Origin of the sequence: Acidovorax sp., from assembly GCF_022763525.1 — a bacterium.
Taxonomy (GTDB): domain Bacteria; phylum Pseudomonadota; class Gammaproteobacteria; order Burkholderiales; family Burkholderiaceae_C; genus Acidovorax.
Map to the genome: position 1 here is coordinate 1 of NZ_JALEGG010000204.1, position 21531 is coordinate 21531.

A 21531-nucleotide genomic window follows, 5' to 3' on the forward strand; every position below is an offset into this window, starting at 1 on the left:
CCCCCGCCCGGGGGCTGTGGGGGGCGGCCCCGCCCCTGAGCAGCTGGGTCGGCGCCCGCACCGCGGCCGGGTGGGGCGCCCGGGCCCCGCCCGCGCGCGCGAACCCCGCGGGTCCGGGGGGGTTCGCGCGGAGGAAGTCAGGGCGCCAGTCGTGGGGGCGCAGGTCGTCGATGGGCACACCACCGGAGGTGGCCACGAGCACCAGGTGCGTGAGGCGTTCGGGCCGCTGCAGGGCGGCCAGCGCGGCCACGACGCCGCCCATGGATTGGGCAATCAGCGCGCAAGGCTGGTCCATGTACGGCGTGACCGCATCGACCAGATCCTGCATGCGGTCGGCAGTGTTCGGCGGCATGTCCGCTGCCGATGCCCTGCCGAACCAGGGCCAGCCCGGCAGCACCCGCTCGGCCGGGTGCGTGATCGCTGCGGAGACCGGCTGCCAGAACGCCGGGTTGCCGCCCACACCGGGCAGGAAGATCAGGCGCGTGGGTCCTGCCGCTGCCGCGAACGCGCCGGGTTCAACCATGGGGCGCCGAGGCTGCTGGCGGCTGCGCCGCTACCGTGTCCCCAACATCCGCCGATGCAGCAGGCGCGGCAGCGGCATCTGCAGCCTGCTGTGCACGCGCTGCCGCCAGCCGGCGTGCGCGCTCCAGTTGCTGCCCCACGGTGCGGGGTACCAGGCCATACATGTCGGCAAACGCTTCCAGCGTCTGGCCGCTGGCTTCGAAGGCACGCAGCAGTGCCTCGTCCCTGGCGTTGCGCGCGGCCCATTCGGCAAAGGCTTCTTCAAGGATGGCGTTGGCGGCTTCGTCACGGCCCAACACCAGCGCGGTGTATGCCTCACGCGTGAGGCCCGAGGCTTCGAACGCCGCGATCATGCGGTGACGCAGCTTGGGCAGCAGGTCTTCGGTGGGGCGGCCCTTGCTGTTCTTGCGGCGGCGGTACACCTCCAGCAGCGCGTGGTGCACATGCTCAGGGGCCATGGCCTCCACAGGCTGGCCCGCCAGATCGTGGCGTTTTTCACCTGCCGCCACACACTGCAAATAGCGCGTGGACCGCGTATGCAGGCCCAAGGCCACCTTGAGCGCTTCGCGCTCGAACACGTCGGGGTGAGCGGCCAGGATGTCCTGAAAGATGCCGCGCTTGAGCGGACGGAACACCGCGCCGAACAGGTGCGGGTACAGCGCCGCCAACTGCTCCAGCGCCGGGTGCACGCGCTGGGGTGCACGTGGGCCCGCGCCGGGCGTGGGGGCGGCCTGGGGAGTGTTGTCGGCGGCCCCTTCCGGCGCGGGGCGCCCGTCGGGTTTGCGGCGGTTGCGGCCGCCACGGCGGGAGCCGCCTTTGCGCTGCGGCTCGGACGCACCGTCCTCAGCGGGTGGTGCGGCGGGCACAGCGGCAGCCTCGGCCGCCACCGGCGTGGCCGCGGGGGCGGCAGGAACTGCGTGGGGTTGTTCTTGGGCGGACGCGGACTCGGTCATGGCAATGCGGTTCGGGGGCAAATGGGAAGGCAACAAAACCCGCGATCATGCCAGTGTTGCAAGGCCCTGCCGCCAGCGCAACGGATCGGGGATAGCGGGCGGGGCGGGCCACGGCCGGCCCGGCGTGCGTCAGGGCGTCTCCAGCGCCTCGTCCAGCACTTCCACCCAATGCCGCACCGGCGTGCCCGTGCCGCTCTGCAAATGGGTGATGCAGCCGATGTTGGCCGACAGGATCACATCGGGCGGCTGCTCGCCAAAGGACTCGGACAGCACGACGAGCTTGCGGTCGCGCAGCTGGTAGGACAGCTCGGGGTTCAGCACCGAGTACGTCCCGGCCGAGCCGCAGCACAGGTGGGCGTCGCTCTGCGCCGTGCGCAACCGGAAGCCGAGCTGGTTCAGATGCGTCTCGACCCCGCCACGCAGCTTCTGGCCGTGCTGCAGCGTGCAGGGGGGGTGGTAGGCATAGAGCGTGCCCGGCTGGTTCACGCGGCCCTGCAGCTTGGCGGCCAGCTCGGGCAGCATGGCGGGCAGCAGCTCCGACAGGTCGCGTGTGAGGGCGCTGATGCGCGCGGCCTTGTCCGCGTACTGCGGATCGTGCTGGAGGATGTGGCCGTATTCCTTGACGGTGACGCCGCAGCCCGAGGCGTTCATGACGATGGCCTCCACCCCGCCCGCCCCGTCCGGGTCCACCAGCGGCCACCACGCGTCGATGTTGGCGCGCATCTCGGCCATGCCGCCCGCCTGGTCGTTAAGGTGGAACTTCACGGCCCCGCAGCAGCCGGCCTGGGGCGCGATCACGGTCTGGATGCCCACCGCATCGAGCACGCGGGCCGTGGCGGTGTTGATGTTCGGCATCATGGCCGGCTGCACGCAGCCGGCCAGCATGAGCACCTTGCGCGCATGTTCGCGCACGGGCCACGCCCCGGCCTCTTGCGGCGCGGGCACCTTGGCCTTGAGCGACGCGGGCAGCAGGCCGCGCACCATTTGCCCGGCCTTCATCGCCGGGGCGAACAGGGGCGATGGGAGGCCCTCCTTGAGCGCCCAGCGCAGGGCCTTCTCGCCCACGGGGCGGGGCACCTTTTCATCGACGATCTTGCGGCCGATGTCCACCAGGTGGCCGTACTGCACGCCGCTTGGGCAAGTGCTTTCGCAGTTGCGGCAGGTGAGGCACCGGTCCAGGTGCAGCTGCGTGGCGCGCGTGGGCGTCGCGCCCTCGAGCACCTGCTTGATGAGGTAGATGCGCCCGCGCGGGCCGTCGAGCTCGTCGCCCAGCAGCTGGTAGGTGGGGCAGGTCGCAGTGCAGAAGCCGCAATGCACGCACTTGCGCACGATGGCTTCGGCTTCCAGGCCGTCGGCGCGCGCGGCGTATTCGGGGGCGAGTTGGGTTTGCATGGCGTCAGCGTGGGGGGTCTCGAAGGGGTAGCGGCAGGGTAGCGGACGGGCAGGCCCTCAATGCGGCGCACCGGGGCCAGGATCGGGGGCGGGCGCACCGCGCCACTGCGCCAGCAGCTGCCGCAGGCGTGCGCGGTCGGCCCACAGCGGCGGCAGCGACAGCGTGAGCAGCACGAGCGCCAGCGGCACCACGAAGATGAACCCCACATGCTTGAACCCCGCCGCGCCCACCAGGCCGCCGCCAAGGAACACGCACACCAGCCCGGCAAACAGGCGCAGCCGCTCGCGGTTGGCCCGCACCTGCTGCTCGGGCGCGGTGCCCTGGCGGTTCCAGTAGAGCATCTTGCCCATCTCGATGCCGAGGTCGGTCACCACCCCGGTCATGTGCGTGGTGCGGATCTGCGCAGAGGACATCTTGGTGACCACCGCGTTCTGCAGGCCCATGAGGTAGGCCAGCAGCAGCACCGTGAGCGGCACGGCGAACGGCGTGCGCCAGCCCAGGGTGATTGCGCCCATCAACCCGAACAGCAGCATCAGCACGGCCTCGATGAGCAGCGGCAGCGCATAGGTGCTGCGCAGGTGATGGTGGCGCGCCCAGTTGACGAGGATCGCCGTGCTGCCCGCGCCCGACATGAACGCCCAAAGCGCCCCCACCGCCCCCAGCACCAGCTTCATGTTGCCCAGCACCAGGTTGTCGGCCAGGGACGAGAGAAACCCGGTCATGTGCGAGGTGTACATGTGCACCACCAGGAAGCCCCCGGCGTTGACAGCTCCGGCGTTGAACGCCAGCAGCAGGCCCAGTACCCGGTTGCTGGTCACCGTGCGGTGGTGGCCCGTGAGATGGCGCAGTCGTCGCATGCTGGCAATACGCAAGAAATGGGCGCGAACAGCCCGGCTACCAGCCCCGCGCCACGCGGCCCGGGTTGAATATCCCGGCGGGATCGAAGCTGTGCTTGAGCCGCGCATGGATGGCCTCAAGCGCCTTGGAGTTCAAATCAAAATGGCCTCCCGCGCTTGCAGGACCTGCGCTGGAAGCTACAAAAACAGAAGCACTACCACCCACCGCGCTGGCCGCTGCACGCAGCGCTTCGGCATCCGATTCAGGCGCCTGGACCCAGCGCAGCGCGCCATGCCACTCCACCAGGGGCGTGGCGCCGCCGGGCAGGCTCAGCACGGGCGCCGTGGCCGGCACGGAAAGGCGCCAGAGCGCGTGGTCGGGGCGCCTGGCGCGGTCGGCGAACCACGGCAGCGTCTGCTCGCGGCAGGCCACCCAGTCGGCGGCCACCGCGGCGTTGTCCATGCGCGTGCCGCCCATCGACTTGCACGCCGCCTCCACCGCAGCCACGGCGCCGCGCAGGCGCACATACAGCGTCCCGCTGTCCCCGTCCTGCACCCAGCAGCTCGCATTGAGCGGCAGCGGCTGTCCGCCCCAGGCGTGCAGCTGGCGCAAGGCATCGGCCTGCGGGATGTGATCGAACCGAAGTGTGGCCTCGGCAGGCGACACGGGCAGCACCTTCAGGCTCACCTCCGTCAGCAGGCCCAGCGTGCCCCAGGCACCAGCCATGAGGCGCGAAACGTCGTAGCCCGCGACGTTCTTCATGACCTGGCCGCCGAACGTGAGCAGCTCGGCCCGGCCATTGATCAGGGTCACGCCCAGCAGGTAGTCGCGCACGGCGCCCACACTGGCACGGGCGGGGCCCGACAGGCCGGCGGCGACCATGCCACCCACCGTGGCGGCATCCGAGGGCGTTTTGGCAAAGTGCGGGGGCTCGAAAGGCAGGCACTGGCCTTGTTCGGCCAGCGCGGCTTCCAGCTCGGCCAGCGGAGTGCCGGCCCGCACCGTGACCACCAGCTCGCTCGGCTCGTAGCTCAGGATGCCGCGCAGTGCGCGCGTGTCCAGCACTTCGCCATGCAGCGCCAGTCCGTGAAAGTCCTTGGTGCCTCCGCCACGGATGCGCAAAGGGGTCTGGTCAGCGGCAGCGGCGCGCACGCGGTCGGCGATCTGGGCAAGGGCGAAGTCCATGCCTTGCATCGTAGCGGCAGCCATGTCCGGCGCCGCAGGCCTAGCCCGTGAATTTTTTGAACAGCGCGCGTGCAAAGGACTCGGACCCGCGCGGAAAGTTGTCTGGTGGAGCCGGCTCGGGCATCCCTGCCAAAGCAGACAGCGAGCCCTCCCACGGTACGAAAAAAACCCGCCGTTGCCGGCGGGCTCAACTACCTAGAGGAGTGACTCGCTTGTTCTTTTTGCGACGCTGCGGTGCCACCAGACACCGCAGCGCGTGGGGCGCAGGCGGATCAGCGGTTGTACGCAGTTTCGCCGTGCGAAGTGATGTCCAGGCCTTCGCGTTCGTCTTCTTCGGAGACACGCAGGCCCACCGTCAGGTCGACGACCTTGTAGGCGACGAAGGAAACCACGCCCGACCACACGATGGTCAGCAGCACGGCCTTGGCCTGCGTCCACACCTGTGCGGCGATGGAGTAGTCGGCCGCAGTCACCATGGAAGCAGTCACCCAGTCGGCCACGTAGCCAGGGCCACCCAGGCCGGGGGCGTTGAACACGCCGGTCAGCAGGGCGCCGACGATGCCGCCGATGCCGTGCACGCCGAACACGTCGAGCGAGTCGTCCGCGCCCAGCAGCTTCTTGAGGCCGTTGACACCCCACAGGCAGGCAAAACCACCCACCAGGCCGATCACCAGCGCGCCGCCGATGCCCACGTTGCCGGCAGCCGGCGTGATGGCCACCAGGCCGGCCACGGCACCCGATGCGGCACCCAGCATCGACGCCTTGCCGCGCATCAGCGCTTCACCGATGCACCATGCCAGCACGGCAGCGGCGGTAGCCACCAGCGTGTTGATGAAGGCCAGGGCGGCGAAGCCGTTGGCTTCCAGGGCAGAGCCAGCGTTGAAGCCGAACCAGCCCACCCACAGCAGCGAGGCGCCCACCATCGTCAGCGTCAGGCTGTGAGGCGCCATGGCTTCCTTGCCGTAGCCGATGCGCTTGCCCACCATGAACGCGCCCACCAGGCCCGCCACAGCGGCGTTGATGTGTACCACGGTGCCGCCAGCAAAGTCCAGAGCACCCCACTGCCAGATCTGGCCGGCCTTGCCGGTCATGGCGTCGGCCACTTCCTTGGAGGCGTAGGCGTCCGGGCCCATCCAGAACCACACCATGTGGGCGATGGGCAGGTAGCTGAAGGTGAACCACAGCACCATGAACAGCATGACGGCGCTGAACTTGATGCGTTCTGCGAACGCACCGACGATCAGGGCGCAGGTGATGCCGGCGAACGTGGCCTGGAAGGCGGCGAACACCACTTCCGGAATCACGACACCCTTGCTGAACGTGGCCGCGTTGGCAAACGTGCCTGCGGCGTTGTCCCAGATGCCCTTCATGAACAGCCGGTCGAAACCACCGATGTACGCACCGCCTTCGGTGAAGGCCAGGCTGTAGCCGTAGATGAACCACAGCACCACGATCATCGAGAACGTGACCATCACCTGCATGAGCACGGACAGCATGTTCTTGCTGCGCACCAGGCCACCGTAGAACAGCGCCAGGCCGGGCAGGACCATCAGGATCACGAGGATGGTGGAGGTCATCATCCAGGCGGTGTCACCCTTGTTGGGGACGGGAGCGGGTGCCTCGGCGGCAGAAGCCGGAGCAGCGGCCGCTGCCGCTGCGGGGGCAGCCGCAGCCGCGGGCGCCGGGGCTTCTGCGGCTGGAGCGGCCGCAGCGGGCGCGGCGGCGGCCGGCTCGGTGGCGGCGGGCGCCTGTGCCAGGGACAGGTTGCCCATGGTCAGCAGACCCAGCCCCAGGATGAAGGAAGCAAGCAGTTTTTTCATGGCGTCTCTCTTATGGGATGGTTTGCGGCCCCGCCCTTACAGGGCTTCCTTGCCGGTTTCGCCAGTACGGATGCGCACCACCTGCTCCAGGTGGGTCACGAAGATCTTGCCGTCGCCGATCTTGCCGGTGCGGGCAGCGCTCTCGATGGACTCGATCACGCGATCCACCAGATCGTCCGCCACGGCGGCCTCGATCTTCACCTTGGGCAGGAAGTCGACCACGTATTCCGCGCCGCGGTACAGCTCGGTGTGGCCCTTCTGGCGGCCAAAACCCTTGACCTCCGTGACCGTGATGCCTTGCACGCCGATGTCCGAAAGCGCTTCACGCACCTCGTCCAGCTTGAAGGGCTTGATGATGGCTGTCACCATTTTCATTTGGGGTTCCTCCGGAATGGACGCCCAGGGCGCCCACTGAGATTTACAGGGTTTTGGTCAGCGTGACGATCACGCGCGACTTGTTGACATGGCCGAAGAAGGCCTTCTTGTTGGCGCCCACCACGGCAGCGCCGAGAGACAGGCCGCCGCCGAAGTCATACGCACCGCCCAGGCTGTAGTCCATGTAGTTGGGCACGCCCAGGTCCTTGATGTCGCTGGCGAAGCGCGTGAAGCCGACCGAGGCCTTCACCGTGATGCTGGGGGCCACTTCCTGGGCGAACGCAAAGTTCAGGTAGCCGGTGTTGCGGCCCTTCAGGCCCGAGCCGGCCTTGGCGCCGGCGAAGCCGAAGTAGTCCTTGGAGATGGTGTGCGAATACTTGGCGGTGAAGGGGCCCATGGTGGCCGCGCCATACAGCTCGGTGGTGTTGCCGGCGCTGTTGCCGGGGTAGATGTAGGTCAGCGCGCCCACGTCGAAGTCGGCGCCAGCGGCCTTGAACTTGTAGCCGCCGTACAGGTCGGATTCGAGCGAGTTGTTGGCCAGCCAGTCCACGCTGGAGTTCCAGTTGCCCACGTACCAGCCGGTTTCGCCAAAGGCGTAATCAAAACCGCCTTGCAGCGCGGGCTTGACGGCCTTGGACTTGGAGGCATCCTGGTCCTGGCCGCGGAACTTGTAGTTGGTGGTCAGGCTGACGTTGCCGGTGAGCTGGGCGCTTGCCAGCACGGGAAGGGTTGCCACAAGGGCAACGCCCAGGGTCTTGATGATGGCGCGGGTCATGTTTCCTCCGGGTGGGACAAAGTAGGGACAGCGGCTTTAAGCATGGACCGTGCCACGGACCGGTGCCATGCCCACCGGCCGGTTGCGTCGCGTTACAACGTTCCCCGGTACAGTCACACGGCGTGCACAGCGGCCAATGCACCTTCTTGGTGCAGATTCGACCTTCACTGCACGCGATAACAAAAAATCGCACCCAACTGGGGAGGAACTGGTTCATGAGTCTTGCTTTGGTGCAAAGCCGCGCCCTTCTGGGGCTGCAGGCCCCCGCCGTCACCGTGGAAGTGCATCTGACCAACGGCTTGCCCAGCTTCACACTGGTCGGCCTGGCAGAGGTCGAAGTGAAGGAAGCGCGGGAGCGCGTGCGTTCGGCGCTGCAGAACGCGGGGCTGGAGTTTCCGCACAACAAGCGCATCACCGTCAACCTTGCGCCCGCGGACCTGCCCAAGGATTCCGGGCGCTTCGACCTGCCCATTGCGCTGGGCATCCTCGCGGCCAGCGGCCAGGTGGATGGCAGCAAGCTGCAGGGCTACGAGTTCGCGGGCGAGCTGTCGCTGTCGGGCGAGCTGCGCCCGGTGCGCGGCGCACTGGCCACGAGCCTCGCGCTGCAGGCGCAGCAGATCGACGTGCAACTGGTGCTGCCGCCCGGCAGCGCCGAAGAGGCCGCGCTGGTGCCCGACGCCCGGGTGGTGCGGGCCCGCCACCTGCTCGACGTGGTGCGCGCCTTTCTGCCGCCCGGCAGCGTGGCGGGCCGCGACGCCGAGGTGGGCGACAACGGGGACGATGGCTGGAGCCGGCTTGCGCCCCGGCCGCCGGTCCCCAGCACCGAGGGCCCCGACATGGCCGACGTGAAAGGCCAGGCCTCTGCCAAGCGGGCGCTGGAGATTGCTGCAGCGGGCGGGCACAGCGTGCTCATGGCGGGGCCGCCGGGCTCGGGCAAATCCATGCTGGCCCTGCGCTTTGCGGGCCTGTTGCCGGCCATGACGGTGCAGGAGGCGCTGGAGAGCGCCGCCATCGCCAGCCTGGCCGGGCGCTTTGCACCCGAGCGCTGGGGCCAGCGGCCCACAGGCAGCCCCCACCACACGGCCAGCGCGGTGGCGCTGGTCGGTGGCGGGTCGCCGCCCAAGCCCGGCGAGATCTCCCTGGCACACCACGGCGTGCTCTTCCTGGACGAACTGCCTGAGTTCCCGCGCGCCGCGCTCGAAGCCCTGCGCGAGCCGCTGGAGACGGGGCACATCACCATCTCGCGCGCCGCGCAGCGCGCGGACTTTCCGGCGCGCTTCCAGATGATTGCGGCGATGAACCCCTGCCCCTGCGGTTTCCTGGGCTCCACGCAGCGCGCCTGCCGCTGCACGCCGGACCAGGTCCACCGCTACCAGGCCAAGCTCAGCGGCCCCCTGCTCGACCGCATCGACCTGCACGTGGAGGTGCCCGCCCTGCCCGCCGACCAGCTGGTGCAGGCTCCCGCCGGTGAAGCGACCGCTGCCATTCGCGCGCGGGTGGAGCGCGCCCGCACGCTGGCCGTGGCGCGCCAGGGCCAGCCCAACCAGGCGCTGCAGGGCCAGGAAATCGACACGCACGTGCAGCTGCAGGACACCGCCGCCAAGTTCCTCCACACAGCCGCCGCGCGCCTGGGCTGGTCGGCCCGCAGCACGCACCGCGCGCTGAAGGTGGCGCGCACCATCGCCGACCTGGCCGGCTCCCCGGCCACCGAGGTCGCCCATGTAGCCGAGGCGGTGCAGTACCGGCGCGTGCTGCGCAGCCCGGCCTGACGAAAATAGTCGGCAGATGAAGATGAAGATGAAGAGGACGAGGAGGAACCGTGCACCCCACAGAACATGCATCGAGCATCCGCACGAATATGCTATGGTTTGCATAGCTGCCCGCGCACGTTATACGAGCGACAGCGGCTGATTTGGCTCAAAACTCCGCACAATACCTGAGCCCCATTCTTCCGAGCCCCGCCACAATCGCCCAATGCCCAGCGCTCGCTCCCCCCGCAAAACCCCCGCCTCCAAAGCCCCTGCCGCGCCCGCCCCCACCGCCGAAGGCGTGGACACCAGCTTCCTGCGCACCCTTGTGGGCTACAACACGCGCCGCGCGTCGCTGGCCATCATCGAGGTCTTCATGGAACGCATGGCCGTGTACGACCTGAAGGTGGTGGACTTTTCGGTGCTGTCGCTGGTGGCGCACAACCCGGGCGTCACCTCGCGCCAGCTGTGCGCCACGCTGGGCGTGCTGCCCCCCAACCTGGTGGGCCTGATCGCCGGGCTGGAAAAGCGCGGCCTGATCGAGCGCCGCCCCCACCCCAGCGATGGGCGTGCGATGGGCGTGCACCTGACACCCGCGGGCGTGGACCTCACGGCCCAGGCCGAGCACACGGCCGCGCAGCTGGAGGTGGATGCCACGGCGCGGCTGACGGGTGCGGAGCGCAAGACGCTGATCCGGCTGCTGCAGAAGATTTATCTGCCCACCGCCGCGTAAAAAGTCAGGAAGAGAAAAAGAAAAAGGGGCGCCCGTCGCGCCCCTTTGCCGTTCTTGCCGTGTCTCTCAGGCGGGGTGGGCCGCAGCCTTGGCCGCCAACGCCGCCGCCAGGCCGCCCCACTGCTCCTGGAACAAGCCCGGGTCCATGGTCTTCACATCGCGCAGGATGGGCTTGAAGCCCATGTGCGCGAGCACATCGCGCTCCAGGTCGATGCCGGGTGCGATCTCGATCAGCTCCAGCCCTTCGGTGGTCAGGTGGAACACCGCGCGCTCGGTAACGAACAGCACGTTCTGCTCGCGCTGGGCGGCATCCAGGCCGTTGAAGGTGATCTGCTCGACCTTTTCGATGAACTTGCGCGAGCGGCCTTCCTTGACGATGGTGAGCTTGCCTTCGCCCACCTTCACCTCCAGCCCGCCGGCGGTGAAGGTGCCGCAGAACACCAGGTTCTTGGTGGAGCGCGTGATGTTCACGAAACCGCCGCAACCCACGGGCCGGCCGTTGAACTTGCTCACGTTCACGTTGCCGTGGTTGTCCGCCTGCGCCAGGCCCAGGAAGCTCGCGTCCAGCCCGCCGCCATCGTAGAAGTCGAACTGCAGCGACTGCTCGATGATCGCGTCGGCGTTGTAGGCCGTGCCGAAGTCGCCCAGCTGCGCGGGGATGCCGCCGGTGATGCCGCTTTCCACGCTCAGCGTGAACTGGTCGGACACACCCTCTTCCGCCGCCACCGAGGGCACGCCGGCCGGGATGCCGATGCCGAGGTTGGTGATGGCGCCCCGTTTCAGCTCCATGGCCGTGCGGCGGGCAATCACCTTGCGCTCATCCAGCGGCATCGGCGCGAGCGAGTTCACCGGCACGCGCACGTCGCCACACAGCGCCGGGTTGAACTGCGTGCTGATGGTCTGCATGTGGTTCTCGGGCTGGCTGACCACCACATAGTCCACCGACACGCCGGGCACCTTGACCGACTTGGGGTGCAGGCTGCCCGCCTTGACGATGCGCTCCACCTGCGCGATCACGATGCCGCCGCAGGCCTTGGCCGCGTGGGCGATGTTGATCTGCTCCAGCAGCACGCCTTCCTTGTCCAGCGTGAGGTTGCCGTTCTCGTCGGCCAGCGTGCCGCGGATGATGGCCACGTCGATCTTGGGCGAGGGGTAAAACAGCCACTCCTCGCCGTTGAATTCGACCAGCTTCACGAGGTCTTCGGTGGACTTGCTGTTGAGCTTGCCGCCTTCGATGCGCGGGTCCACGAACGTACCCAGACCCACCTTGGTCAGCAGCCCCGGGCTGCGGCTGGCGATGTGGCGCGTGAGGTGCGACAGGCTGCCCTGCGGGAAGTTGTAGGCCTCGACCTCACCGTCGAACACCATCTTCATCATCTCGGCGCCGGTCTGGCCGAAGTGGCCCGCCACGGTGCGCTTGATCATGCCGGGGTGGGCAAAGTGGACCATGCCCGCGTCCTTGCTGTTGCCGATGGCGCCGCAGGCCCAGGTGGTCACGTTCTTCGGACTGCCGTGTTCGAGGAAATTTTTCTCGATGCCCTTGAGCACTTCCTCGGGCAGGCTGGAGACGGCGAGGCCGCCCAGGAAGATGGTGGCGTTGTCAGGGATCAGGGCCCCGGCTTCGGCGGCGGTGATGATTTTCATGGTGACCTTTGGGTGAATACTATTATTTCGATAGCTGCTGGCGCTTACTGGATAAGCGCCAGAGCCCTATTTCATTCAAGTTTCAAGCGCAGGGGGCGTGCATGGGGCGGGCGTGTCCGAGCGGGCACGGCGGACTCGTTCACGCCTTCTCGGTGTTTTCAATGAGCAGCGCAATGCCCTGCCCGCCGCCCACGCAGGCGCTGGAGATGCCGTAGCGCAGGCCGCGCCGACGCAGCTCGCGCGCCAGCGTCACCGTCAGGCGCACGCCCGTAGCGGCGAGCGGGTGGCCTAGGGCAATCGCACCGCCGTTCACGTTGAGCTTGTTCAAGTCCAGCCCCAGCTCGCGGCCCACGGCCAGGGTCTGTGCGCCCTGGGCTTCGTTGATTTCAAAGAGGCCGATGTCGTCCAGCGTGAGCCCCGTGCGCGCCAGCAGCGCGCGGATGGCCGGGGCCGGGCCGATACCCATGTATTCGGGCGCCACGCCCACCGCCGCCACGCCACGCAGGCGCGCCAGGGGCTTGAGGCCACGCTGCTGCACATAGGCATCGCTGGCCACCACGGCGCCCACGGCGCCGTCCACCAGGGCCGAGCTGTTGCCAGCGGTCTGCACGCCGCCGGGGTAGACCGTGCGCAGCGCGGCCAAAGCTTCCACCGGCGAGGGGCGCGGGTGCGTGTCGCGGTCCAGCTGCGCCACCTTGCGGGGCAGCGTGATGCCGCGCGTGGCGTAGCCTTCCAGTTCAAACTTCTCGCTGGTCACGGGCACGATCTCGCCCGCCAGAAAGCCGTCTTCCTGCGCCTTCAGCGCGCGGGCGAAGGACTGCGAGGCATAGGCATCCACCTCCTCGCGCGTGATGCCGTATTTCTTGGCCAGGTTCTCGGCCGTTTCGATCATGGTGACGGGGCCGGCCGTGTCGATCAACGCCTCCATCAGGAAGTCCTTGAACTCCACGGGCGCGCCCAGCTTGAAGCCAGTGCGATGCGTGTAGGCCGCGATCGGGTTGCGCGTCATGGACTCGGTGCCCACCACCAGCGCCACATCGGTGTAGCCCAGCGCGATCTGGTCCGCCGCCTGGCGGAAGAGCTCAAAGCCCGTGCCGCAGATGCGCTGCACCAGGATGGAGGGCACCTCTAAGGGAACGCCCGCATACAGGCCGATGTGGCGCGGCAGCACATAGGCGTCAAAGTCCGCCTGCGCCATGGAGCCGGTGATGACGGAGCCCACATCGGCAGCGGGCACGCCGCTCTTCTCCAGCACGGCGCGCGCCACCTTGATGCCCATGTCGGTGGGCGACACATGGCCCAGTGCGCCGCAGTAGTCCACCAGCGGCGTGCGCACGCCGTCCACGAGCCAGGCGTTCAGAGGGGCAGAGAAGGAGTGGGTTGCTGCGGTCATGTTCAGGCCTTGGAGGTGGTTTTGCTGTCGGTCACGCGGATCACCGTGGCATAGCCCGTGTCGCCCGCCGCGCAGCCGGTGAATAAGCCCACGCCGCCGCCGCGCAGCACCAGCTCTTCAATCAGTTCGATGATCGCGCGCATGCCGGTGGGTGCCTGGGGGTGGCCCCAGATGATGGAACTGCCGTAGTTGTTCATGCGCTCCCAGGCAAAGCCGGTGTCGCGCGCCAGGGCGATGTCGTTCACGGCAAAGGGGTTGTGCGTCTTGATGGCGTGCACATCGGCAATGGACAGACCCGCGTTCTTGAGCGCGTTGAAGGCTGCAGGCGACGGCGCCATGGGCATGTAGCCCGCCTCCACGCGCGCCATGCCAAAGCCCAGGATCTCGATCTCGATGCCGGGGTCAGTGGCCACGGCGCGCGCGCGTTCGCGGGTGGTGACGATGGCGCCCGCGTTGCCGTCGGCGGGGTGCGTCTGGCCGCCAAAGGTCACCGTGCCGCCTTCCTTCACGGGCTTGAGCTTGGCGAGACCCTCGGCGGTGGTGGGGAAGATGCCTTCGTCGGTGCTCAACGTGCCGGTCTGCTTGCGGAACTTGGAGTCGGTGACGGGCACATCGGCCATGTAGCGCTTTTGGAAGGCGCGGTCGTTGGCCAGCGCCTCCTGGTACTGGTGGTAGCGGTGCAGCTTGAGGGCGTGCTGCTCTTCGGTGCTGATGCCATAGCGCGCGGCCACGTTCTCGCCGGTCTGCAGCATGGGGTTCTTGGCGTAGGGGTCGTGGCCCATGTTGTCGGGCACCCAGTGCTCGGTGATGCCGTAGCCGCCGGTGCCGCTCGAATCCGGGTAGTACACCACCGGGCCGTTGGACTGGCGGTCGGCCATCACTAGGAGCGCGCTGGTGGCCGTGCCGCAGGCCACCTCTTGCGCGGCCATCTGCAGCGCGCGCACGCTGGTGGCGCAGGCCTGCTGCACCGTGGGGCCCGCCACGCGGTCAATGCCCATCAGGCCCGTGACCCAGGGCAGGCCGTAGAAGCTGCCCTTTTGCGGGTTGGTGATGCCGAGGATGGCCAGGTCCACCGCAGACAGGTCGTAGCCCCGCGCAGCGAGCGCCTGCTTGCCCACGGCAGCCGCCAGCGGCAGCGCGTTGAGGTTGGCCAGCGTGCCCTGCCACTTGGCAAACGGAGAAGACCAATAGATACCGTAGGGGATGAAGGCGTTCATGGCGTGTCCTTGGTGGCAGTCGCTGCCGCATTTTAGTTATTTATCATAACCATGTGTGCGCCCTGAAAAGCTAGGGAAACCACCTACCAAACAGTGCCTCCGCGGTCTTGTTTTGGTTATTTTTAATAACCATAATTTGCTCAACATCAAAGCCATCACCATGACGCAATCCACCGACATCTCCCTGGAAATCCGCGGCGAACGCGAGGAAATCGCGGTCATCCGCCTCACCCGCCCCGCCAAGCGCAACGCGCTGAACGACGGCCTGATCCTTGCGCTGCGCGACGTGATGGACAACCTGCCCGCCAGCGTGGGCGCGGCGGTGATCGACGGCGAGGGCGAGCACTTCTGCTCGGGCCTGGACCTGTCGGAGCTCAAGGAGCGCGATGCCGGCCAAGGCCTGCACCACTCCCGCATGTGGCATGCGGCGCTGGACCGCGTGCAGTTTGGCCCCGTGCCCGTGGTGGCCGCGCTGCATGGCGCCGTGGTGGGCGGCGGGCTGGAGCTGGCCAGCGCCTGCCACATCCGTGTGGCGGACGAGACCACCTTCTATGCGCTGCCCGAAGGCTCGCGCGGCATCTTTGTGGGCGGCGGCGGCGCGGTGCGCATTCCGCGCCTGATCGGCACGGCCCGCATGACCGACATGATGATGACCGGCCGTGTCTACAACGCGGTGGACGGCGAGAAGGTGGGCTTTGCGCAATACCTCGTACCCACCGGTACGGCGTTCGACAAGGCCTTCGAGCTGGCGCAGCGCATTGCCCAGAACGCGCCGCTGACCAACTACGCGCTGATGCATGCCCTGCCCCGCATTGCCGAGCAGCCCGCCGACCAGGGCCTGATGGCCGAGGCCATGATGGCCGCCATTGCCCAGAGCGCCCCCGAGGCCAAGGCCCGCGTGCGCGCCTTCCTGGATGGCAAGGCCAACAAGGTCAAGAAACAAGACTGAGCCGCCGAACTCCTTCATCGTTCACGCGCCAGCACCAGCCCCGAGACAAGCTCCATGACGGCAACCCTCCCAACCCCTCGCTACCGGCCGCTGCGCTTTGGCGTGACCCAGGTCACCACCCGCCCGGGCGACAACGGCACGCTTTACGTGCGCGCCACGCAAGACCTGGAGCCCCATCCCGTGCGGCTGACCGACCGCCTCGCGCACTGGGCTGAGGCCACGCCCGACCGCACCTGGATGGCCCAGCGCGTGAAGAACGCCGACGGCAGCCTGGGCGACTGGCGCCACATCAGCTACCGCGAGGCCTGGGACAGCGCGCGCCGCATCGCCCAGGCGCTGCTGGACCGCAACCTGAGCCCCGACCGCCCCGTGGTCATGCTCAGCGAGAACGACCTGGAGCACGCCCTGCTGTCGCTGGGCTGCCTGGTGGCCGGCGTGCCGCAATGCACCGTGTCGGCTGCCTACTCCACCGTGAGCAAGGACTACGACAAGCTGCGCCACGCCATCAACACCCTCACGCCCGGCCTGGTGTTTGCCAGCAGCGGCGCGCGCTATGCCGCCGCCATCAACGCCACGGTGGGCGCCGACGTGGAGGTGGCGCTGATCGAGGGCACGCTGCCCGGCCGCACCGCCACCCCATTCAGCGCGCTGCTGGCCACCGAGGCCACACAAGCCGTGGATGCAGCGCACGCGGCCATCACGCGCGAGACCATTGCCAAGTTCATGTTCACCTCGGGCTCCACCAAGGCGCCCAAGGCCGTGATCATCACGCACGGCATGTGGACGGCCAACCTGCAGCAGATGAACCAGTCCATGCCCGTGCTGGCCGAGGGCCACCTGGTGCTGGTGGACTGGCTTCCGTGGAACCACACCTTCGGCGGCAACCACAACTTCGGCATCATCATCTACAACGGCGGCACGCTCTACATCGACGAGGGCCGCCCCACGCCCGCCGGCATGGCCGAGACCATCCGCAACCTGCGCGAGATCGCACCCACGGTGTACTTCAACGTGCCCACGGGTTTCGAGGTGATCGCGCACACCATGAAGACCGACGAGCAGCTGCGCAAGAACCTGCTCAGCCGCGTGAAGATGTTCTTCTTTGCCGCCGCCGCGCTGTCGCAGCCCATCTGGGATGCGCTGTTCGAAGTGGCCGAGCAGGAGGTGGGCGAGCGCATCGTGATGAACACCGGCCTGGGCATGACCGAAGGCTGCCCCTTCTGCATCGCCGTGAACAGCCCCGACGTGCAGGCCGGCGACATCGGCGTGCCCACGCCGGGGCTGGAGCTGAAGCTGGTGCCCGTGGACGGCAAGGTCGAAGTGCGCTACCGGGGCCCCAACATCACCCAAGGCTACTGGCGCAATGCCGAGGCCACGCGCGAGGCTTTCGATGAAGAAGGCTTCTACTGCTCGGGCGACGCGGTGAAGTGGATCGACGAGAACGACCTGAACCGGGGCCTGAAGTTCGACGGCCGCATTGCCGAGGACTTCAAGCTCTCCACCGGCACCTTCGTGAGCGTGGGTCCCATGCGCGCCAAGATCATCGCGGCCTGCGCGCCGTATGTTCAGGACGCGGTCATCACCGGCATCAACCTCAAGGAAGTGGGCGCCCTGCTGATCCCCACGCCGCACGTGCGCACACTGGCGGGCCTGCCCGCCGACGCGAGCCTGCAGCAGGTGCTGGAGAGCGCCCCGGTGCAGCAGCATTTTCAGAAAGTGCTCAACCAGCTGGCCGCCCAGGCCACCGGCAGCGCCACGCGCGTGGCCCGCATGCACCTGATGGCCGAGCCGCCCTCGCTGGACAAGGGCGAGATCACCGACAAGGGCTCCATCAACCAGCGCGCCGTGCTCAAGCACCGTGCCAACCTGGTGGAAGCCATGCACGAGGGCAAGCTGCCATTCACCCTCGTGCCCCAGCAATGAACTGACCTGAACCGAACGACTACCCAAGGACAAGCACCATGCAGATTCAAGGACAAGCCGCCCTCGTGACCGGCGGCGCATCGGGCCTCGGTGAAGCCACCGCGCGCGCACTGGCCGCCCAGGGTGCCAAGGTGGCGGTGCTGGACCGCAACGCCGAGCTGGCCGACAAGGTCGCTGCCGACATCAACGGCATCGCCTGCCCCTGCGACATCACCGACCCCGCCAGCGTGCAGGCCGCCATCGACAAGGCCGCCGCCGCCCACGGCCCCGCGCGCATCCTGATGAACGTGGCCGGCATCGGCAGCGCCAAGCGGGTGGTGCAGCGCGACGGCAGCGCCGCGCCACTGGAAGACTTCGTGCGCGTGGTCAACATCAACCTGATCGGCACCTACAACGTGAGCCGCCTGTTTGCCGCCGCCTGCAGCAAGCTCGACGTGCTGGACAACGGCGAGCGCGGCGTGATGATGTTCACCGCCTCGGTCGCCGCCTTCGACGGTCAGGTGGGCCAGCAGGCCTACAGCGCCTCCAAGGCGGGCCTGGCCGGCATGACGCTGCCCATGGCGCGCGACCTGGCGCAGCACGCCATCCGTGTGTGCACCGTCGCGCCCGGCCTGTTCGCCACCCCGCTGATGAAGGAACTGCCCGAGGCAGTGCAGCAGTCGCTGGCCGCCAGCATTCCCTTCCCCCCGCGCCTGGGCAAGCCCGAGGAATTCGCCGAGCTGGCCTGCCACATCGTGACCAACGGACACCTGAACGGCGAAGTCATTCGCCTGGACGGCGCCCTGCGCATGGCGCCGCGCTGAACCGCGTTTTTTTCCCGCCCCCGTCATCGAACCACTAAACCTCAGGAGACAACCATGACGACCACTCGACGCCACTTTGTACAAGCCCTCGGCTCGGCCGCCGCGCTCGGGGCCCTTCACCCACTGTCTGCGTTCGCGCAGGCGCTGGACCAGGTCAAGATCATGTACGGCTTTCCCGCCGGCAGCGCAGGCGACAGCGTGGCCCGCCGCGTGGCCGAGAAGCTGGGCGGCACGGCCTACAGCAAGAACCCCGGCTTTGTGGAAAACAAGCCCGGCGCAGGCGGCCGCATTGCGGTGGAGACGCTCAAGAGCGCGCCCGCCGATGGCTCGGTGCTGACGCTGGCGCCCGTATCGGCCCTGGCCGTGTACCCGCACATCTACCCCAAGCTCAGCTACAAGCCCGATGACGTGCAGCCCGTCTCCATCGGCGCGATCATGCACCACGGCCTGGCTGTCGGGCCCTCCGTGCCCGCCGAGGTGAAGACGCTGGCGGACTTCCTGAAGTGGGCCAAGGCCAATCCGGACAAGGCCATGTACGGCACGCCCGGCGCGGGTTCCATGCCTCACCTGCTGGGTGCGCTGCTGGGCATCCGCAGCGGCGTGGAGCTCAAGCAAGTGCCCTACCGCGGCACCGTGCCCAGCATTACGGACCTGGTGGGCGGGCAGATTGCGTCCGCCGTCAACCCCAGCGGCGACTACCTGCAGTACATGAAGACGGGCCGCGTGCGCGTGCTGGCCACCTCGGGCAAGAAGCGCTCGCCCTACCTGCCGGACGTGCCTACCTTCACCGAGCTGGGCTTCCCCGATGTGACGTCGGAGGAATGGTTCGGCTTTTACGCCCCGGCCAAGATTCCGGCCGCCACGCTGGCCAGCGCCAACGCGGCCATCACCGCGGCGCTCAAGGACAAGACGGTCATTGACGCCCTGGGCGTCGTCGGCTTGGTCGCCCACGGCAGCACACCGCAGGAAATGCTGGCCGACCAGAAAGCCGAATTCGAGCGCTGGGGTCCGCTGGTCAAGCAGATCGGGTTCACCGCAGAGTCCTAGAGAGCACCCCCCTGAGGCGCTGCGCGCCTTCCCCCCGCTCTCGCATCGCTGCGCGATGCGGGCAGGGGGACGCAGCCAGCGCGGCGGGGCGGCCCTTGCGCGGCTGCCCTGGCCTTGGGGCGCGCCGGTTTCGACGGGTGGGGGCATTGCGAAGCGCCGCGCGTCCCAGTCCGTTCGGGCTGCGCTTGTCGAAGCCGGGGCACACCACCCCCACCCGATCGGGCTGAGCCTGTCGAAGCCAGGGCACGCGCCAGCGCACTCCTTCCCGACCAGCCCAAGTCGAACGGCCTAGGTCAATAAGTTCAAGCCAAAACAGCCTCCAGCGCTTATCCATCAAGCGCCACCAGCTACCAAAACAAGAGCGTCAAACCATGCCAGCACGCCAGTCTCTCGCCGACATCCAGTTTCTGCTGAACGACGTGCTCCACGCCCCCGCGCAGTGGCAGGCGCTGGCGCCATTGGCGGACACCGATGCCGACCTGGCCACGCAGGTGCTGGACGAAGCCGCCAAGTTTGTGGACACCGCCGTGGCCCCGCTGCAGCGCACGGGCGATGAGGTGGGCTGCCGTTTTGACGCAGGCCAGGTACACACGCCTCCCGGCTTTCGCGAGGCCTACCAAGCCTTCTGGCAAGGCGGCTGGCCCGCGCTGGCTTGCGCGCCCGAGGACGGCGGCCAGGGCCTGCCGGCCGTTTTGGAATGCGTGCTGTACGAATGGCTGGCCGGCGCCAACCACGGCTGGACCATGGCGCCCGGCCTGCTGCACGGCGCGTACGAATGCATCAAGCACCACGCCAGCGACGCCCTGAAAGCGCAATACCTGGAGAAGGTCGCCACCGGCGAATGGCTCGCCACCATGTGCCTGACCGAAGCCCACGCGGGCAGCGACCTGGGCCTGGTGCGCACGCGCGGTGTGCCGCAGCCCGACGGAAGCGCGCGCGTGAATGGCAGCAAGATTTTTATCTCCGGCGGCGAGCACGACCTGACGGACAACATCGTGCACCTGGTGCTGGCGCGCTTGCCGGAGGCACCGGCCGGGCCCAAGGGCCTGTCGCTCTTCCTCGTGCCCAAGATGCTTCAGGACGGCACCCGCAATGCGGTCGTTTGCGAACGCATCGAGGAAAAGATGGGCCTGCACGGCAGCCCCACCTGCGTGATGCGCTTTGACGACGCCACTGGCTGGCTGGTGGGCGAGCCGAACAAGGGCCTCGCCGCCATGTTCGTGATGATGAACGCCGCGCGCCTGCATGTGGGCCTGCAAGGCATCGGCCTGCTGGAGGCCGCGTGGCAAAAGGCCAGCGCCTACGCGGCCGAGCGCCGCCAGATGCGCGCCCCCGGCGCCACCGAGCCCGTGAGCCTCATCCACGACCACCCCGCCATCCGCCGCATCCTGCACACGCAGCGCGCGTGGATCGACGGCGGGCGCGTGCTGGCGTACCACACCGCGCTGCAACTGGACATCGCCAAGCACAGCACCCACGCGGGCGAGCGCGCCGCCGCGCAGCGCTGGTGCGCGCTGGTCACGCCCGTGCTCAAGGCCGCGCTCACCGACCAGGGCTTTCACGGCGCCAGCGCCTGCCTGCAGGTGTTGGGCGGCCACGGCTACGTGAGCGAATGGGGCATCGAGCAGATCGTGCGCGACGCGCGCGTGGCCATGATTTATGAGGGCACCAATGAAATCCAGGCCATCGACCTGCTGGTGCGCAAGGTGCTGGCCGATGGCGGGCAGGGCCTGGCGACGCTGCTGACCACGCTGCCCGGCGCGGCGCCCAGCCCCGCCGCCAGCGCACGCCGCCATGCGCTGGTGGAGATCACGCAGACCCTGGCCATTGCCGCACAGACTGACTCCGAACTGCCCTACTGGGTGGCCGACGACTACCTGCGCGCCGTGGCGCTGGTGCTGCTGGAGTGGGCCTGGGGCCAGATTGGCGCCGCCCGCCAACACCACGCTGCCGAGCCCACCGCCGCGCCCGACCGCTGGACCGCGCCTGCCCAGGCCTTTGCACAGTGGGTGCTGCCCGAATTCGACCTGCGCGCCGGCATCTTGCGCCAGCGCATCGCCCAGGCCTTCGAGGTGCGCCCCAAAGAGGCCGCCAGCGCTTGATAGACAAGCGCCAGCAGCTCCTGATTCAGTAGCAAATTCACTTTCCGCCGTTCTCCCACCCACAGCGTGTTGAGGCCGCGCTGAGGGCTTTCCTGCGCCTCGAAACACCACA

18 protein-coding genes are annotated in these 21531 nt (G+C 68.3%); 7 read left to right on the top strand and 11 right to left on the bottom strand.

Annotation, left to right across the window (positions count from 1 at the left end):
• The 8 genes from MRY84_RS15930 to MRY84_RS15965 all read right to left on the bottom strand — a co-directional run.
• A partial coding sequence (locus tag MRY84_RS15930) for an alpha/beta hydrolase (protein WP_291506684.1) occupies window positions 1-523 on the bottom strand: 523 nt, incomplete at its 3' end.
• Window positions 516-1475 carry a ProQ/FINO family protein gene (locus tag MRY84_RS15935; protein WP_291506685.1) on the bottom strand — a complete coding sequence of 320 codons (960 nt, stop codon included), beginning with the start codon at window positions 1473-1475 and terminating at the stop codon, window positions 516-518. The genes MRY84_RS15935 and MRY84_RS15930, both read right to left, overlap by 8 nt.
• 129 nt (window positions 1476-1604) lie before the next feature.
• Window positions 1605-2867 carry a glycolate oxidase subunit GlcF gene (gene glcF, locus MRY84_RS15940; RefSeq protein ID WP_291506686.1) on the bottom strand — a complete coding sequence of 421 codons (1263 nt, stop codon included), beginning with the start codon at window positions 2865-2867 and terminating at the stop codon, window positions 1605-1607.
• Window positions 2868-2924: 57 nt separating this feature from the next.
• Window positions 2925-3725 carry a YoaK family protein gene (locus MRY84_RS15945; protein ID WP_291506687.1) on the bottom strand — a complete coding sequence of 267 codons (801 nt, stop codon included), beginning with the start codon at window positions 3723-3725 and terminating at the stop codon, window positions 2925-2927.
• A 37-nt stretch (window positions 3726-3762) separates the two neighbouring features.
• A complete protein-coding gene (gene glcE / locus MRY84_RS15950; RefSeq protein WP_291506711.1) occupies window positions 3763-4899 on the bottom strand; it encodes a glycolate oxidase subunit GlcE in 1137 nt (378 codons plus the stop codon).
• Window positions 4900-5162: 263 nt separating this feature from the next.
• Window positions 5163-6710 (bottom strand): ammonium transporter, encoded by a 1548-nt coding sequence (gene amt / locus MRY84_RS15955; RefSeq protein WP_291506688.1) that lies wholly within the window; start codon window positions 6708-6710, stop codon window positions 5163-5165.
• Window positions 6711-6746: 36 nt separating this feature from the next.
• Entirely contained in the window at window positions 6747-7085 is a 339-nt protein-coding gene (glnK, locus tag MRY84_RS15960) for a P-II family nitrogen regulator (protein ID WP_010466918.1), read from the bottom strand.
• 43 nt (window positions 7086-7128) lie between these two features.
• Window positions 7129-7860: a TorF family putative porin gene (locus tag MRY84_RS15965; RefSeq protein ID WP_291506689.1), complete on the bottom strand. Its 732-nt coding sequence runs from the start codon at window positions 7858-7860 to the stop codon at window positions 7129-7131.
• 215 nt (window positions 7861-8075) lie between these two features.
• On the opposite strand from MRY84_RS15965, the gene MRY84_RS15970 reads away from it, so the two are divergent.
• Both MRY84_RS15970 and MRY84_RS15975 read left to right on the top strand, forming a co-directional pair.
• Complete coding sequence (locus MRY84_RS15970) at window positions 8076-9629, top strand: YifB family Mg chelatase-like AAA ATPase (protein ID WP_291506690.1); 1554 nt, start codon at window positions 8076-8078, stop codon at window positions 9627-9629.
• Window positions 9630-9834: 205 nt separating this feature from the next.
• Window positions 9835-10341 carry a MarR family winged helix-turn-helix transcriptional regulator gene (locus MRY84_RS15975; protein ID WP_291506691.1) on the top strand — a complete coding sequence of 169 codons (507 nt, stop codon included), beginning with the start codon at window positions 9835-9837 and terminating at the stop codon, window positions 10339-10341.
• Between the two features lie 66 nt (window positions 10342-10407).
• Here MRY84_RS15975 and MRY84_RS15980 read toward each other — a convergent pair whose 3' ends face one another.
• The 3 genes from MRY84_RS15980 to MRY84_RS15990 all read right to left on the bottom strand — a co-directional run bounded on the left by MRY84_RS15980 (window position 10408) and on the right by MRY84_RS15990 (window position 14595).
• Window positions 10408-11985 carry an acyl CoA:acetate/3-ketoacid CoA transferase gene (locus MRY84_RS15980; protein WP_291506692.1) on the bottom strand — a complete coding sequence of 526 codons (1578 nt, stop codon included), beginning with the start codon at window positions 11983-11985 and terminating at the stop codon, window positions 10408-10410.
• A 139-nt stretch (window positions 11986-12124) separates the two neighbouring features.
• Window positions 12125-13378 carry a thiolase family protein gene (locus tag MRY84_RS15985; RefSeq protein WP_291506693.1) on the bottom strand — a complete coding sequence of 418 codons (1254 nt, stop codon included), beginning with the start codon at window positions 13376-13378 and terminating at the stop codon, window positions 12125-12127.
• A gap of 2 nt (window positions 13379-13380) precedes the next feature.
• A complete protein-coding gene (locus MRY84_RS15990) occupies window positions 13381-14595 on the bottom strand; it encodes a thiolase family protein (protein ID WP_291506694.1) in 1215 nt (404 codons plus the stop codon).
• 160 nt (window positions 14596-14755) lie between these two features.
• Here MRY84_RS15990 and MRY84_RS15995 point away from each other — a divergent pair, with 160 nt between their 5' ends.
• From MRY84_RS15995 to MRY84_RS16015, 5 genes are all read left to right on the top strand, one after another.
• The gene (locus tag MRY84_RS15995) at window positions 14756-15544 is read left to right on the top strand and encodes a crotonase/enoyl-CoA hydratase family protein (RefSeq protein ID WP_291506695.1); all 789 of its coding nucleotides are present in this window, start codon (window positions 14756-14758) and stop codon (window positions 15542-15544) included.
• A 54-nt stretch (window positions 15545-15598) separates the two neighbouring features.
• Entirely contained in the window at window positions 15599-17467 is a 1869-nt protein-coding gene (locus tag MRY84_RS16000; protein WP_291506696.1) for a feruloyl-CoA synthase, read from the top strand.
• A gap of 38 nt (window positions 17468-17505) precedes the next feature.
• Window positions 17506-18270: an SDR family NAD(P)-dependent oxidoreductase gene (locus tag MRY84_RS16005; RefSeq protein WP_291506697.1), complete on the top strand. Its 765-nt coding sequence runs from the start codon at window positions 17506-17508 to the stop codon at window positions 18268-18270.
• Window positions 18271-18324: 54 nt separating this feature from the next.
• Complete coding sequence (locus MRY84_RS16010; RefSeq protein ID WP_291506698.1) at window positions 18325-19317, top strand: tripartite tricarboxylate transporter substrate-binding protein; 993 nt, start codon at window positions 18325-18327, stop codon at window positions 19315-19317.
• 371 nt (window positions 19318-19688) lie between these two features.
• Window positions 19689-21419, top strand: coding sequence for an acyl-CoA dehydrogenase family protein (locus tag MRY84_RS16015; protein WP_291506699.1), 1731 nt, complete (start codon window positions 19689-19691; stop codon window positions 21417-21419).
• The last annotated feature ends 112 nt before the right edge of the window (window positions 21420-21531 follow it).

Coding starts and splice junctions, on each gene's coding strand:
- MRY84_RS15935 (WP_291506685.1), bottom strand. CDS start 1,475: ATGACCGAGTCCGCGTCCGCCCAAGAACAACCCCACGCAGTTCCTGCC.
- glcF (WP_291506686.1), bottom strand. CDS start 2,867: ATGCAAACCCAACTCGCCCCCGAATACGCCGCGCGCGCCGACGGCCTG.
- MRY84_RS15945 (WP_291506687.1), bottom strand. CDS start 3,725: ATGCGACGACTGCGCCATCTCACGGGCCACCACCGCACGGTGACCAGC.
- glcE (WP_291506711.1), bottom strand. CDS start 4,899: ATGCAAGGCATGGACTTCGCCCTTGCCCAGATCGCCGACCGCGTGCGC.
- amt (WP_291506688.1), bottom strand. CDS start 6,710: ATGAAAAAACTGCTTGCTTCCTTCATCCTGGGGCTGGGTCTGCTGACC.
- glnK (WP_010466918.1), bottom strand. CDS start 7,085: ATGAAAATGGTGACAGCCATCATCAAGCCCTTCAAGCTGGACGAGGTG.
- MRY84_RS15965 (WP_291506689.1), bottom strand. CDS start 7,860: ATGACCCGCGCCATCATCAAGACCCTGGGCGTTGCCCTTGTGGCAACC.
- MRY84_RS15970 (WP_291506690.1), top strand. CDS start 8,076: ATGAGTCTTGCTTTGGTGCAAAGCCGCGCCCTTCTGGGGCTGCAGGCC.
- MRY84_RS15975 (WP_291506691.1), top strand. CDS start 9,835: ATGCCCAGCGCTCGCTCCCCCCGCAAAACCCCCGCCTCCAAAGCCCCT.
- MRY84_RS15980 (WP_291506692.1), bottom strand. CDS start 11,985: ATGAAAATCATCACCGCCGCCGAAGCCGGGGCCCTGATCCCTGACAAC.
- MRY84_RS15985 (WP_291506693.1), bottom strand. CDS start 13,378: ATGACCGCAGCAACCCACTCCTTCTCTGCCCCTCTGAACGCCTGGCTC.
- MRY84_RS15990 (WP_291506694.1), bottom strand. CDS start 14,595: ATGAACGCCTTCATCCCCTACGGTATCTATTGGTCTTCTCCGTTTGCC.
- MRY84_RS15995 (WP_291506695.1), top strand. CDS start 14,756: ATGACGCAATCCACCGACATCTCCCTGGAAATCCGCGGCGAACGCGAG.
- MRY84_RS16000 (WP_291506696.1), top strand. CDS start 15,599: ATGACGGCAACCCTCCCAACCCCTCGCTACCGGCCGCTGCGCTTTGGC.
- MRY84_RS16005 (WP_291506697.1), top strand. CDS start 17,506: ATGCAGATTCAAGGACAAGCCGCCCTCGTGACCGGCGGCGCATCGGGC.
- MRY84_RS16010 (WP_291506698.1), top strand. CDS start 18,325: ATGACGACCACTCGACGCCACTTTGTACAAGCCCTCGGCTCGGCCGCC.
- MRY84_RS16015 (WP_291506699.1), top strand. CDS start 19,689: ATGCCAGCACGCCAGTCTCTCGCCGACATCCAGTTTCTGCTGAACGAC.